The following is a 14,492-nucleotide window of genomic DNA, read 5'->3' on the forward strand; positions in this document are numbered from 1 at the left end:
TCAGTCCATCAATCCCAGCACCCTCATGGTGGGCCGCAGGGTCCCCCAGAGCACGGGGTCGAAGCCCAGGGTGAGGACGGCGGCCTTCCCGTCTCCCGCGAGGTCCAGGTGGGCCAGGAGCTCCGCGCTCACGGCCACGTCCCGGGAGCTGGGCGCCGCCTCCACCCAGGCCACGCCAGCCGGAGCCGCCTTCTTCGCCAGGGAGCGCCCCTCCTCGGCGCGGATCTGGAGGATCAGCAGGTCTCCGTGGAAGGAGGGCACCCGGATCTCCATGAGCCGGCCCTTGCCCGCGACGGGCGGGACCGGCACCACCTCGAAGGCCTGGCGGTAGCCCAGCTTGGCGAGATCGGGATCCTCACCGTTGAGGACGGCCAGGGTCTGCTCCACGAGGCCATCCAGGCCCCGGTCGCCCATCCAGGCCACGGACCGAAGGTGGGTGCCACCCACGTCGCCGATGCCGTCCAGCAGGGAGGGCAGAAGCGCCAGCACCTGCTCCAGAGCCGGGCGCCCCCTCAGAGACTTCGCGCCTTTGGGCCATCCGCCCGCCAGGGGCATGGGGTCCACCCGGGGCTCAGGCTCGGCCCGCAGATCCAGGATGCGCCCCGGGAAGCCCTCCAGGAAGGAGGGGTCGGGCGTGTCGGCGAGGATCACGGCATCCAGACCCTCCAGCAGCGCCGGATCGGGGGCGAAGACCACCAGGTCCCCCTCCTCCTCGGCCAGGGTGAGCGGGCCGATGGACAGGGGCACCACCGAGGCATCCTGGGCCTCCAGCGCGTTCACGAGTTCGCGACCCAGCAGCGTCTGGGCGCCGATGACGGCGAGCTTCAACATGTCGAACCTTTCGATGTCAGTGTCAGACGCGGACGGCGGCCTCGTCGGCCGGGGCGTGATCCTTCAGGGCGGCGGCCACGGGGCCCGCCAGGAAGGCCCGCACCTGGTCTCCGGCCCGGCCCGTGAAGCGGCCGGCGTCCAGCAGGGCCGCCAGCTCGGGCTCGGTCATGGCCCAGGCGGGATCCTCCGCCAGGAGCTTCAGCAGCTCGTTGGGACGGCCCTCGGCCTTGATGCGGCGGCCCGCCTCCAGGGCGGCCACGCGGAAGCGCTCGTGCAGGTCCTGGCGGTCGCCGCCCCGCTTCACGGCCTCCATGAGCAGCACCTCGGCGGCCATGAAGGGCAGCTCCTGGGCCAGGCGCGCCTCGATCATCTTCGGGTAGACCACAAGGCCCGTAGCCACGTTGCGGAAGAGCACGAGGATGGCGTCCGCCGCCAGCAGGCCCTGGCTGATGGTGAGGCGCCGGTGGGCGCTGTCGTCCAGGGTGCGCTCCATCCACTGGCTGGCGCTGGTCTGGTAGCTGGAGGGCATGAGGCCGAGCACGAAGCGGGCGAGGCTGTTGATGCGCTCGCTGCGCATGGGGTTGCGCTTGTAGGGCATGGCGGAAGAGCCGATCTGCTTCGATTCGAAGGGCTCCTCGACCTCCTTCAGGTGCTGGAGCAGGCGCAGGTCGCAGGCGAACTTCGAGGCCGAGGCCGCGATCCCGCAGAGCACCTGGCCAATTCGATCCTCCAGCTTGCGCGTGGCCGTCTGGCCGCTGACGGGAATGGCCGGGAAGCCCACCTTGTCGCAAAAGCGCCGCTCCAGGGCTTCGACCTTGGCTCCGTCACCCTCGAAGAGCTCGAGGAAGCTGGCCTGGGTGCCCGTGGTGCCCTTCACGCCGCGCACCGGCGTGGTGCGGATGAGGTGGTCCAGGTCCTCCAGGTCCAGCAGCAGGTCCTGGATCCAGAGGCTGGCGCGCTTGCCCACGGTGGTGGGCTGGGCGGGCTGGAAGTGGGTGAAGCCGAGCGTCGGCTGATCCTTCCACTGGTCCGCGAAGGCCGCCAGGGCGGCGATCACGTCCTGGAGGCGGCGGCGCAGCAGGGCCAGGGCCTCCTGCACGATGAGCAGATCACCGTTGTCCGTGACGAAGCAGCTGGTGGCGCCCAGGTGGATGATGGGCCGGGCGCCAGGCGCCTGCTCGCCCCAGGCGTGGATGGCGGCCATGACATCGTGGCGCAGGGCGGACTCGTGCCTCGCGATGGCGTCCAGGTCCACGTCGTCCTGGGTGGCCTTCAGCTCGGCGACCTGCGCCTTCGTTACCGGCAGGCCCAGCTCGGACTCGGCTTCCGCCAGGGCGATCCAGAGGCGGCGCCAGACCCGCTGGCGGTAGAGGGGCGAGAGCAGGCGCACCATGGCCTTGCTCGCGTAGCGGCTGGCCAGGGGATGCTCGAAACGCTCCAGGTCGGATCCGTCGTGGGGCGGGAGGAAAGGCATGGGAACTCCGGCCTTCCAGTGTCGCATGTCACCGCACCCCGCGCGTGGCGCAAACGCATGAAAGCAGGGGTGGATCCATCCATCAGAGACCCGTTCCTGGTTGTCTGCTTATGATCTGACCCGATCTGGCTCGCCCCCCCCAAATTCTGCCCTACGGTAGTGCGGCATCCAGGTCTGCACCAATCCTCGAGAGGAATCAGCAGGGTTTTATTGACTCGGCGCGTTATGTCAGCGCGATATCGATTTTTGACTCAGAACTGGATTCCCGCGTAAATCGAAGCCTCCCAACGGGGGGCCATGGATTTCAGCGTCGTATCACTGTGAATGGAATCGCTGAGCCGTTGAACCCCGTCTTGGGTTGTGTTCTTGAGCGCCCCGGAGACATCCGCCCCGAAGTGGGGAGCCCAAGCCCTTCCGCTCGAAGGCAGGCTGAACTCGGCGCTGATTCTGACCCAGGGGCGCCAGAAATTCACCCCCTGTGACGCGGGGTACTGGGTGGCGACCCCGCCGGAGGTCGCCGTGGTGGCCCCCTCGACTTTCAGGTTCTCCCCCCGACCCTCGAGGTGGAACGCGATCTCGAAGGACGACGAGGGGCGCAGGGCGTACCCCAGGCCGACCGACCACCAGGAGTAGCGAAGTTTCGTCTCCGTGTTATCGATGGTCCATCCACCCCCGGAGCCGTTGAGCTGGAACTTGGACCGCTGGGGGAGCCGGCCTCCCAGTTCAAGGCCCCAGTTGGGGGCGTCGGGAAAATCCGCGACGAACCTGAGGCCGATTCCGACCTGGTCCTTCGCCTTGTCGATGAATACGTAATTGTTGACGCTAGCCAAGGTGTAGTCATGGAATGTCGTACTGTCGACAAAGATCTGGACCTTGCCCCTGGCTTCCTGCGCCGGGGACTGGGCGGCCAGGAACCCCGGGCCAAGTGCGATCAGAAGAGCGGATTTCCACTTCATCAAAATTCCTCCGGACCTTGTGGGTAGGGTATGGCTCAGGGGGCCACCAGCGTCTGGGCGCTGTTCACGATGACGATGTCCCATGGGTACTTGAAAAGGATCTTGTGGCCGAAGCTGACATCGCCCGTATTGGAGACGATCGAGACCCTCGGGGTCGCGGTCTTGACCCCTTCGATCCAATCGGGGCGATTGAGCGGACGCGCAGAGGCCGTGGCGCTGGTGTTGACCTGGACAGATTTCACGGCGAAGACCGTGATGGTGGCCGTCCCGCTGGTGGGCCGCAGTTCCAGCGGCAGGTCGAACCAGCAGTAGCCGGGGCCCACCTGGTCGCCTGCCGTGAAGGCCGTGGCCCCGGAGGGGAGGAAGGTCCGGGCGTCCGTCAACACGGGACTGCTGACCAGCTGGGTGGACGGGTAGTTGGCGGGGAGCAGGAAGTCCTGCACTTTCCCATTGGCCTGGATGTCCACCACCCAGAAGTCCGGGGGCACGACGGCGCCACTGGCATCCTTGGTGGGGTTGAACCAGGCGATGCGGTAGCCACCCGTCAGCTGGCCATTGAGGGCGCCGGTCGCATCCCGCCCGCGCTTATCGACCACCAGGTCGATGGGAGGGGTGAAGCCCCAGCCGCTGAGCGCGAATCCCGTGGCCGAGGTCCCATTGAACGTGGTGGGGAACTGGCCCGTGGTATCCGCCAACCAGGAGCGGCTGATCACCGCCCCGGAGGCCGCGGAGTAATAGGGGGTGAAGGCGGCCCAGTAGAAGTGGCCGACACCGGTCGAGGGCGGGATTCCTGTGGTGGAAACCGGTGACTGAGTGGCATCGAAGGCCGGGTACCCGTTCGCCGTCAGGTCGATCTTGCTGTTGTCCGGGCTGATGGCGCTGGTGCTCTTGGGCCAAGAACCGCCCGCCGTCGGGGCCCCGAAGCTGAACCCGTTGAACATGGTCATGTTCAGGGCGGTGTCGAGATAGCTGAGTGAGGCGCGATCCAGGACGAAGGGACGGGCCCAGACCCGCGACCACAGGTAGTCGGCGTAGGAGAACACCTGCCGGATATTGGCGAAGGTTCCTGTGAGGTTCTGGTTCGGGACCCGGTTCGGGTCGTTGCCATCATAGGGAATGGTGAATCCCGTGATCCCACCCTGCAGGGGCGCGGCCCCCTGGGACCCGTTGGCGATCTGTTCAAGGTAGAGCTGGACAGGGCTTCCGTTGGCGGCCGGGCGGAAGGTGGGATAGTCGGTCAACGTGACCGGGGGGACTACGGTGCCTAAGCCAACCGTCAGCGAGGCATCATTGAAGGCGTTGTTCCCGGCGTTGAAGTCGTAGGGATCCGTGCTGCTGGCGGGCACACGATAGGCTTGGAGCGCATTGACGCAGTAGGAATCGGAATTGACGCCGGTGCCGCTGTACTTCGGGTAGTTCAGGATGAACCCCAGGTCTGCCGGACCTGCGGGACTCGTGGTGAAGGTGGCCGCGCTGCTCGACACGACCTGGGTGTCGTTCTGGAGGGTGTGGGCGAACAGCGTCCATTCATCGAAGAGCTGGTTGGCCGGAATGCCGTTGAAGGTCGCGATGTTGTTGGATGACTGGATCCACTGGATAGCACCCGCAGGGTCGTTGCCGGGAACCGAGAGCCGGTCCATCCACCGGATATTGGATGGCGAAGGCGTGGGGCTGCCCACGGTACCCATCATGTTGGTCCCGTAGGGCGCGGACGTGTTGACGATTCCCTGCAGGCGGCGCTGCCCCACCGCGGTAGTCTCGGGGCCGAAGCCCTCCGCCGTCACGATCTGGAGCGTGGGGTTCCAGGGCGCGCCCGCGTTCTGGAATCCGAAGCTCGAACCTGCCCCCAGGGCCGAGCCCAGGGAGGGGTCGGCGAAGGTGCCCGTGGGGGCATTGGGGATCTGGAGGAGGTAGCCGTGCGAATCCGGACCGAACCCGGGCACCTGGACGTAGAACGGCAGGTTCGATCGCACCGGAATCTGGACGGTGGCATGGCTGGTGAGATCTGAAACCGGGAAGGTCGTGAACTGACCGTCCTGGAAGATCTGCACGGCAGCGCCGTATCCATTGGCAGCCTGGGTGGCAAGCGTGAAGCTGTCAGCCCCCGCCTGTGACCGCTGACGGTAGAGGAAGCTCAGGTTGAAGTTCTGGGTGTGGGCCCCGTCCACCACGATCCACTTCTGATAGATCTTGGCGACCGGAGGCGCGAGGTTCGTCGGGGCGCCGGTGCTGGATGTGCGGTTCAGGTTGTCCGTGACGGTGAGGGTCGCGAGATAGGCGACGGCCTGTCCCGCCACACCTGGATAGACGATCTTCGGAGGTGTCTGGAGGTTGGACGTCGCGGGCACCCCGCCGTTGAAGGTCCAGGTGTAGGTGATGGTGCCTCCGCTGGCCGGAGGCGTTCCGCTCCCGCTGAAGATGAGGCTCCCGCCTGCAGGAATCACCACCACGTCGGGGCTGGTAGTCGTCGGCGGGTTGTAGAGCCCGCTGCTGGGGTTCGTGGGAAGGTCCGTCGCGCTCGGAAGGGTCCCACTGGGCCCGGGCGAGTGGATGGCGGCCACCGGGTACGTGTTGTAGGTGACGGTGAAGATCCGGTTCTGCGGACCCGCCACGCCACCCCGGTTGTCCTGGGCCGTGATGAGGACCGTGGCATTCTTGCTGCTGCTCGTGAAGGTGTCTGCGTAGACGTGGTTCAGCGACACCGACGCGCCGATCTTGGTCCCAGAGGAGGCCGTGGCGGCGTCAGGCGTGGTCCCATCGCCCCAGTCCACCGTGTAAGACACAGGGTCGCCATCGACATCCGTGAGGGTGAACGCCAAGTTCGCCTTCACGCTCGAGTAGATGGGCGTGCTGGGGGAGGCGGGTTGAGTCACCACGAGGGTTGGAGGGTTGTTCGGGCCGGTCGTCGTGATCGTGATTGCGGGACCAGAAACGGCGGCACTGGCAAGACCGTTGGAATTCGTGACGATCACGCTCGGCGTATCCGTGCGACTGGAGCCGATGGTTCCCGGCTGATAGCTCACGGTGACGGTGAACAGGCCGCCTCCGTTGCTGACGATGCTGACGATGCTTGCGCCCGCTGCGGTATCGCCGGTGGTGAATGCGATTCCAGAGGTGCTGATGGCCCCTCCGGCCGCATCCGCCGTCTGGATCTGGAAGGCTTGCGACACCGTGCCGGTGGTCGCCGCCTGTAGGGTCACCGGTTGGGTGGGGGAAACGAAGGAGACCGTCACGGGGGAGGCCTGACCGGCCACCGTGAGCGACTTGGAGAACCAAGCGCTGCCGGCGCCCCGACTGTCGATGGCCTTCACCTTCACAGAGACGCCCCCCCCCTTCGTGGGGTCCAGTGTTCCCTTGTTGAAGCTGTGCGCCGTGGTCGGAGATGCACTGGTGACCTGGGCGCTGCCATCGCCGAAATCCCAGATGTAGCTTGCGATGGTGTCACCGATATCCGGATCCGAGGCCGTAGCGGTGAACGAATAGCTGACGTAGGGGTTGAGCTGCCCATCCACGGGCGAATAGCTGTAATTCGAGACCTGAGGCGCGGTGTTCTGAGTCGGCACGGAACCCGAAGACACAGAACCACCGCCGCCTGAACATCCTGAAACGAGTAGACCCGTCATCAAGGCTATGAGCCTGAGGAAAAACCTACTTTCAGTCATAGCGACTCCCAAAAGAATCCCTTCTGCCGATCCATCCTAAAAGCAAATAGAACCGGAAGAGAGTAAGCGCATCTTCAATGATTAAGCAATATGCGTTTTCAATTGGTGTGATGAAAGCGTTTTGTATTTTACAGATATAAGTCGATTTGTAGTGAATTATTCATTTAATTTTTTCTGGAGACGCGGCCCTGGAGTGCCGTCGTTCACCCTTCCCAACGGACTCACCTTCCAGCTCGAAGCGGCTATCCGTCGGCTGTGGGGCCGTTTTCCGTTCCATTCTAAGTCGCAGCTTTCACACGTTACGGATTCATTGATTTGTGGGGATGGTTTTATGGGTCGTCGCGCCATCCGTGGGGTGGCGCCCAGCGCGGGTCCGCGTCAGTCTCGCCTGGATCGCGCGACGAATGAGGACCTCGCGCCCCCTTCTGTGACGCCACTCACGAAGAGGGTGCCGTAACGGGGTGCGACCGCGGCTAGGATAGGGACATCACCCTGGAGCCTCCGCCATGTACGAAGTGATCCGAACCTCCGATCCCGCTGTGTTCCAGGCCCTGGAGCTGGAGGTGCAGCGCCAGCGGCATCACCTGGAGCTCATCGCGTCGGAGAACTACGCGTCCCGCGCGGTCATGCAGACCATGGGATCGCACTTCACCAACAAGTACGCGGAGGGCTACCCGGGCAAGCGCTACTACGGCGGCTGCAGCCAGGTGGACATCGTGGAGAACCTGGCCCGCGACCGCGCCAAGCAGATCTTCGGCGCCGAGCACGCCAACGTGCAGCCCCACAGCGGCGCCCAAGCCAACATGGCGGTCTACCTGGCCGCCCTCAAGCCCGGCGATACGGTGATGGGCCTGGACCTGGCCCACGGCGGCCACCTCACCCACGGGCACCCCCTGAACAGTTCGGGCATCCTCTACAAGTTCGTGCCCTACCACGTGCGCCAGGAGGACGAGCGCGTGGACATGGACGAGGTGCGCGCCCTGGCCAAGCAGCACAACCCCAAGATGATCGTGGTGGGCGCCTCCGCCTACAGCCGCACCTGGAACTTCCCCCTCTTCCGGGAGATCTGCGACGAGGTGGGCGCCATGCTCATGGTGGACATGGCCCACATCGCCGGACTGGTGGCCACGGGGCATCACCCCAATCCCGTGCCCCACGCGGACTTCGTCACCACCACCACCCACAAGACCCTGCGGGGCCCCCGCGGCGGCATGATTCTCTGCAAATCCCAATATGCCAAGGATTTGGATCGCTCCGTCTTCCCGGGTGTCCAGGGCGGTCCCCTCATGCACGTCATCGCCGCCAAGGCCGTGGCCCTGCACGAGATCATGCAGCCTGAGTTCAAGGCCTACAGCGGCCAGGTGATCCGCAACGCCCATGCTCTGGCCAAGGGCCTGCAGGAGCGGGGCTGGCGCATCGTCAGCGGCGGCACGGACAACCACCTCTTCCTGGTGGACCTTCGAGACCACGACCTCCTGGGCCACGAGGCCGAATCCTGCCTCCACCGGGCCGGCATGACCACCAACAAGAACGGCATCCCCTTCGACCCCAACCCGCCCCTCAAGCCCTCTGGCGTGCGCCTGGGCAGCCCCGCCCTCACCACCCGCGGCATGAAGGAGGAGGAGATGGACCAGATCGCCCGCTTCTTCGATGTCACCCTGCGCCATCGGGCCGACGAGTGCACCTTCGCCCGCGTCCGCCAGGAGGTCTTCCACCTGACGGATCAGTTCCCGATCCCCGAGTAGTCCGTTCCATCACTAACCCTTCGACTGCCGCCAAAACGCCCTGCGTTTTGGCGGTATGTTTTTCGAGGAGGACGCGTGGTCGCCGATGGACTGTTCGTATACGGATCCCTGCGGGAAGGCGGGTCGAACCACGCCTGGCTGATGCGGACCCACCCCGAGGGACACACCCGGGCCTGGGTGGCGGGGCGCCTCTTCCACCTGCCGGCAGGCTACCCCGCCGTGGTGCCAGAACCCGATCCTGCGGAGCCACCACCGGGCCCCGGCTGGGTTCGGGGCGACTTCGTGGGCTACGAGGACGAGGGGGATCTCGATTCCGCCCTGGCCGACCTGGATCCCCTGGAGGGCGTGGATGAGGGCCTCTTCACGCGCGAGATCCGCCCCGTGATCCTCGAAGGAGGCCAGCACTACCGCGCCTGGGTCTATGTGTTCCATGTGGAACGCCTGCCCCGGCTAGAGCGGGAGGCCATGGAGCTTCCTAGCGGGGACTGGGCGTCTTACCTCTGACGAAAAACGGCGCGAACCGCGCCGTTTTTCGCATGTCTAAAGCCAGGGCAACTACAACCCCAGCTTCGGCTGTTCGCCGCCCTCGTCGGGGCCGGGATGGGCGGCCTCGCTTTCGATCAGCTCCTCTTCCTCGTCCAGGGCCATGGCGCTGGCATCGATCTTGGCCAGGCCCACCACGCGGTCCTCGGCACTGGCCAGCTTGAGGAGGCTGACGCCCTGCGCGTTGCGGCCGGTCTTGCGGACCTCATCGATGAGGAAGCGGATGACCATGCCCTCCTGGCTGATGAGGAGGCACCCTTCCCCGGGCTTGACCAGCTTGAAGCCCACCACCTGGCCGTTGCGGACCCCGGCCCGGATGTTGATGACGCCCGTGCCGCCCCGGCCCTGGAGCCGGTAGTCCTGGAGGAGGCTGCGCTTGCCGTAGCCCTTCTCGCAGACCGTGAGCAGCATGCCGTGGTCCTCGGTGCTCTCGTCGGGCTCCACGCCCTCCGGCAGGTCCGGCAGGGGGTCGGCCACCTCCATGTCCACGATGTGGTCGCCCTTGGCCAACTTCATGCCCCGCACGCCCGTGGTGGCGCGGCCCGTGGCCCGGACATCCTCCTCCGGGAAGCGGATGGCCTTGCCCTGGGCCGTGGCCAGGACGATCTGCTGCTGGCCCGTGGACCGCCGCACGGCCACCAGCGTGTTGCCGTCGTCGATGTTGAGGGCGATGAGGCCGTTGGACCGGATGTTGGCGTAGGCCGCCAGGCTGGACTTCTTGACAGTGCCGTCGCTGGTGACGAAGACCAGGTTCTCGCCCTCGGGGAAGTCCCGCAGGGCCATGAGGGTCACCACGTTCTCCCCGTCCTTGAGGGAGATGAGGTTCCGGATGTGCTTGCCCCGGGTGGAGGCGGCGGCCTCGGGCAGGTCGTAGACCTTCAGGGCGTACACAATGCCCTTGTCCGTGAAGGCCATGAGCGTGTCGTGGGCCTTGGTCATGAAGAGCTGCTCGACGAAGTCCTCGTCCTTGGTCTTCATGCCCACCTTGCCCTTGCCGCCCCGGCGCTGGCGGCGGTAGGCGGTGAGGTCGGTGCGCTTGATGTAGCCGGCCTTGGACATGGTGACGACCATGGGGTCGTCGGGCACCACATCCTCCATGCGGATCTCGCCGGAGTAGCCGGTGATCTCGGTGCGCCGGTCGTTGCCGAACTGCTCGGCCACCTGCTGGAACTCCTCCTTGATGACCTTCAGGAGCAGCTTCTCGTCCGACAGGATGGCCTTGAGCTTGGCGATGAGCTTCTCCAGCTCGGCCAGCTCGTCGAGGATCTTCTCCCGCTCCAGCCCCGTGAGGCGCTGGAGGCGCATGTCCAGGATGGCCTGGGCCTGCACGGCGGACAGGCAGAGGCTGGGATCCTTCTTGAGGGCCGCGGCGCTGGCGAAGGCGCCCGCCATGAGGCCGGCCTTGGCCTCCTCGGGGGTCTTGGCGGCCCGGATGAGCTTGATGACGGCATCCAGGTGGTCCAGGGCGATCTTGAGGCCCAGCAGGACGTGGTGCCGCTCCTCCGCCTTCCGCAGCTGGAAGAGGGTGCGGCGGGTGACCACCTCGCGGCGGAAGCCGATGAACTCCTGCAGCACCTCCCGGAGGGTGCAGATGCGGGGCTGGCCGTTGACGATGGCCAGCATGGTGATGGGGAAGCTGTTCTGGAGCTGGGTCAGCTGGTAGAGCTGGTTCAGCACGATGTCGCTGGGCTCGTTCTTCTTCAGCTCCACCACCAGGCGGATGCCCTCGCGGTCGCTCTCGTCCCGCAGGTCGCTGATGCCGTCGATCTTCTTCTCGCGGACCAGGTCGGCGATCTTCTCGATGAGCGTGGCCTTGTTCACCTGGTAGGGCAGCTCGGTGAAGACGATCTGCTCCCGGTCCCCGGCCCGCCGGATCTGCTCCACGTGGGACTTGGCCCGCACCACGCACCGGCCGCGGCCCGTGCGGTAGGCGTCCACCACGCCCTCGGTGCCCAGCATGAGGCCACCGCCCGGGAAGTCCGGCCCTTTGATGTGGGCCATGAGGCCGTCCAGGCCCGTCGCGGGGTGGTCGATGAGGGTCACCAGGGCCGAGCAGCACTCCCGCAGGTTATGGGGGGGGATGCTGGTGGCCATGCCCACTGCGATGCCCTGGGAGCCGTTCACCAGCAGGTTGGGGAAGCGGGTGGGCAGGACGAGGGGCTCCTGCATGCTGCCGTCGTAGTTGGGCCCGAAATCCACCGTGTCCTGGTCGATGTCGCCCATCATCTCGTTGGCCAGCCGGGACAGGCGGGCCTCGGTGTAGCGCATGGCCGCGGCGGAGTCGCCATCGATGGAGCCGAAGTTGCCCTGGCCGTCCACCAGCACGTGGCGCATGGAGAAGGGCTGGGCCATGCGGACGAGGGTGTCGTAGATGGCCGAGTCGCCATGGGGATGGTACTTACCCATCACGTCGCCCACAGTGCGGGCGGACTTCTTGTAGGCCCGGTTCCAGTCGTTCCCGGCCTCCCCCATGGCGAACAGCACGCGCCGGTGCACAGGCTTGAGGCCGTCCCGCACGTCGGGCAGGGCCCGGCCCACGATGACGCTCATGGCGTAGTCCAGGTAGGACTTCCGCATTTCCTTTTCGATTTCCAGGGGCTCGATGCGATTCAGGTTCATGTGTTTCCCGGTGTTCTACGTGGAACGCAGCTCGACATCCTGCAAAAACAGGACTTAGATGTCGATGTTCTCCGCGAGGAGGGCGTTGGTCTCGATGAAGCGGCGTCGGGGTTCCACGGCATCGCCCATGAGGACGGTGAAGATCTCGTCGGCCTCCACCGCGTCATCGACGCGGACCTGCAGCAGGGTGCGGCGCTCGGGATCCATGGTGGTCTCCCAGAGCTGCTCCGGGTTCATCTCGCCCAGCCCCTTGTAGCGCTGGATGCCCAGGCCCCGCTTGCCCTCCTCCAGGACCATGGCCAGCATGGCCTCGGGGTCCGAGAAGACCTGCTCCTTGCCGAGCTTGGGGGTGCTTTCCTCGGCCTCCTCGTCGGCATCCTTGTCCCTCGGGGCTTCCTTGACGTCCTTGAGGCGGCGGAGACGCAGCTCACCGCCCCGGAAGCCCGCCAGCTCCACCTGGAGGGTGGCCAGGCGGCGGAACTCGCCCCAGTGGGCCACCTGGCTGTCGATCCAGAGGGTGATGGGGCGGCTCATGTGCATGCGCACCAGCCGGAGGCGGTGGGAGGCGGGCACGGATATCGGGGCCCCGCCCTCCTCGTCCGAGGGCACTTCCATGGCCTCGATGGTCTCGATCTCGCAGGTGCCCAGCTTCTGGCGGGTGATGGCGGCGGCCAGCTCCTCCAGAGCCTCCCGGGTCTGGAACCGCTCGGGGTCCAGCAGGCCCTCGGCCAGGAGGGCGCGCACCAAGGGCTGGGCGTAGCCGCGGCGGTCCAGCTTGCCGAAGAGCTGCTGCACCTCGCCCCACTTCTTCATCTCGCGCACCAGGGTGGCGCCCTTGTGCTCGGTGCCGTCCGGCAGGCTGAGGGTCCAGCCGTCCAGGGCCTTCTGGAAGAGGAACTCCTCCAGGGCCCGCTCGTCCTTGATGTACTTCTCGGTCTTGCCCTTCTTCACCTTGTAGAGGGGTGGCTGGGCGATGAAGAGGTGGCCCCGTTCCACCAGCTCGGGCATCTGCCGGTAGAAGAAGGTCAGCAGGAGGGTGCGGATGTGGGAGCCGTCCACGTCGGCGTCGGTCATGAGCACGATCTTGTGGTACCGGAGGCTCTCGACCTTGAACTCCTCCTTGCCGATGCCCGTGCCCAGCGCCTGGATGAGCACGCGCAGCTCGTTGTGGCCGAGGATCTTGTCGAAGCGGGCCTTCTCCACGTTCAGGACCTTGCCCTTGAGGGGCAGGATGGCCTGGGTGGCCCGGTGGCGGCCCTGCTTGGCGCTGCCGCCGGCAGAGTCGCCCTCCACCAGGAAGATCTCGCTGAGGGCCGGATCCTTCTCCTGACAATCCGCCAGCTTGCCCGGCAGACCGCCCCCGTCCAGGGCGCCCTTGCGGCGGGTCAGCTCGCGGGCCTTGCGGGCGGCCTCGCGGGCCCGAGCGGCCTCGATGGCCTTTTCCAGGATCGCCTTGGCCTCCCGGGGGTTCTCCTCGAAGAAGCTGGAGAGCTTGTCGTAGACGATGGTCTGGACGATACCCTTAACCTCCGAGGACACCAGGCGATCCTTGGTCTGGCTGGAAAACTTGGGATCAGGAACCTTGGCACTGATGACCGCCGTGAGGCCCTCGCGGATATCCTCGCCGGAGAGGCTCACCTTGGCGCTCTTCAGCAGGTTGTTCTTCTCGGCGTAGGCGTTGATGACGCGCGTCATGGCGGCCCGGAAGCCCTCCAGGTGCGCGCCGCCGTCGCGGTTGCGGATGTTGTTCGTGAAGCAGTAGAGGGTCTCCTGGTAGGAGTCGTTCCACTGGAGGGCCACCTCCACCGTGGTGTCCTGCTTCTCGTCCTTGATGAGGATCGGGGGCTTGTGGAGGACCGGCTTGTTGCGGTTCAGGTGCTCCACGAAGGCGCTGATGCCGCCGGCGTTCATGAAGTCGTGGGTGCTGCCCGAGCGCTCGTCCGTGATGCGGATGTGGACGCCCTGGTTCAGGTAGCTCAGCTCCCGCAGGCGCTGGCTGAGGGTCTCGAAGCTGAAGTCGAGGACGTTGTTGAAGACCTCGGGATCGGGCTGGAAGCGCACGCGGGTGCCGCGCCGGGCCGTGGGCCCCACGACCTTCAGGGGGGCGTCCGCCTTGCCCTGGGAGAAGGTCATGGCGTGCTCCTGGCCCTCCTTCCAGATGGTGAGCCAGAGTTTCGACGAGAGGGCGTTCACGCAGGACACGCCCACGCCGTGGAGGCCGCCGGAGACCTTGTAGGCGTTCTTGCCCTCGGTGCTGGTGTTGTCGAACTTCCCGCCGGCGTGGAGCACCGTCATGATCACTTCCGCGGCGCTGCGGCCCTCCTCCTTGTGGATGTCCACAGGGATGCCGCGGCCGTTGTCCTCCACGCTGCAGCTGCCGTCATTGTGGAGGGTCACGTCCACGCGGGTGCAGAAGCCCGCCAGGGCCTCGTCGATGGCGTTGTCCACCACCTCGTAGACCATGTGGTGCAGGCCGCTGCCGTCATCGGTGTCGCCGATGTACATGCCGGGCCGCTTCCGGACGGCCTCGAGGTCTCTCAGGACCGTGATGTTGTCGGCGGTGTAGCTGTCGGATTCCTGGGGGGTGTGGACACGGGCGCGGGAGACTTCTTCAGACATCAAGACTCACTTGGTTGGGTACGGTGGAATGCGGTGGTGCGGG

The 14,492-nt window shown here is 66.1% G+C and carries 8 protein-coding genes; 2 read left to right on the top strand and 6 right to left on the bottom strand.

Annotated features, from left to right (window positions below; all coding sequences use genetic code 11):
- The 4 genes from MLG87_RS11160 to MLG87_RS11175 all read right to left on the bottom strand — a co-directional run bounded on the left by MLG87_RS11160 (position 1) and on the right by MLG87_RS11175 (position 6,839).
- Positions 1-831: a hypothetical protein gene (locus MLG87_RS11160; protein ID WP_243295249.1), complete on the bottom strand. Its 831-nt coding sequence runs from the start codon at positions 829-831 to the stop codon at positions 1-3.
- A gap of 22 nt (positions 832-853) precedes the next feature.
- Positions 854-2,305 (bottom strand): adenylosuccinate lyase, encoded by a 1,452-nt coding sequence (gene purB, locus MLG87_RS11165; protein ID WP_243295250.1) that lies wholly within the window; start codon positions 2,303-2,305, stop codon positions 854-856.
- A 251-nt stretch (positions 2,306-2,556) separates the two neighbouring features.
- Positions 2,557-3,261: a hypothetical protein gene (locus MLG87_RS11170; protein WP_243295251.1), complete on the bottom strand. Its 705-nt coding sequence runs from the start codon at positions 3,259-3,261 to the stop codon at positions 2,557-2,559.
- A gap of 35 nt (positions 3,262-3,296) precedes the next feature.
- Positions 3,297-6,839, bottom strand: coding sequence for a PKD domain-containing protein (locus MLG87_RS11175; protein ID WP_243295252.1), 3,543 nt, complete (start codon positions 6,837-6,839; stop codon positions 3,297-3,299).
- A gap of 590 nt (positions 6,840-7,429) precedes the next feature.
- On the opposite strand from MLG87_RS11175, the gene MLG87_RS11180 reads away from it, so the two are divergent.
- Both MLG87_RS11180 and MLG87_RS11185 read left to right on the top strand, forming a co-directional pair.
- The gene (locus MLG87_RS11180; RefSeq protein WP_243295253.1) at positions 7,430-8,668 is read left to right on the top strand and encodes a serine hydroxymethyltransferase; all 1,239 of its coding nucleotides are present in this window, start codon (positions 7,430-7,432) and stop codon (positions 8,666-8,668) included.
- Positions 8,669-8,743: 75 nt separating this feature from the next.
- Positions 8,744-9,172, top strand: coding sequence for a gamma-glutamylcyclotransferase family protein (locus MLG87_RS11185; protein WP_243295254.1), 429 nt, complete (start codon positions 8,744-8,746; stop codon positions 9,170-9,172).
- A 51-nt stretch (positions 9,173-9,223) separates the two neighbouring features.
- Here MLG87_RS11185 and gyrA read toward each other — a convergent pair whose 3' ends face one another.
- Positions 9,224-11,830, bottom strand: a complete 2,607-nt coding sequence (gyrA, locus tag MLG87_RS11190) for a DNA gyrase subunit A (protein WP_243295255.1) — start codon at positions 11,828-11,830, stop codon at positions 9,224-9,226.
- Between the two features lie 54 nt (positions 11,831-11,884).
- Positions 11,885-14,449 carry a DNA topoisomerase (ATP-hydrolyzing) subunit B gene (gyrB, locus tag MLG87_RS11195; RefSeq protein ID WP_243295256.1) on the bottom strand — a complete coding sequence of 855 codons (2,565 nt, stop codon included), beginning with the start codon at positions 14,447-14,449 and terminating at the stop codon, positions 11,885-11,887.
- Positions 14,450-14,492 lie beyond the last annotated feature (43 nt).

The organism is Geothrix mesophila (assembly GCF_022808835.1).
Taxonomy (GTDB): Bacteria; Acidobacteriota; Holophagae; order Holophagales; family Holophagaceae; genus Geothrix; species Geothrix paludis.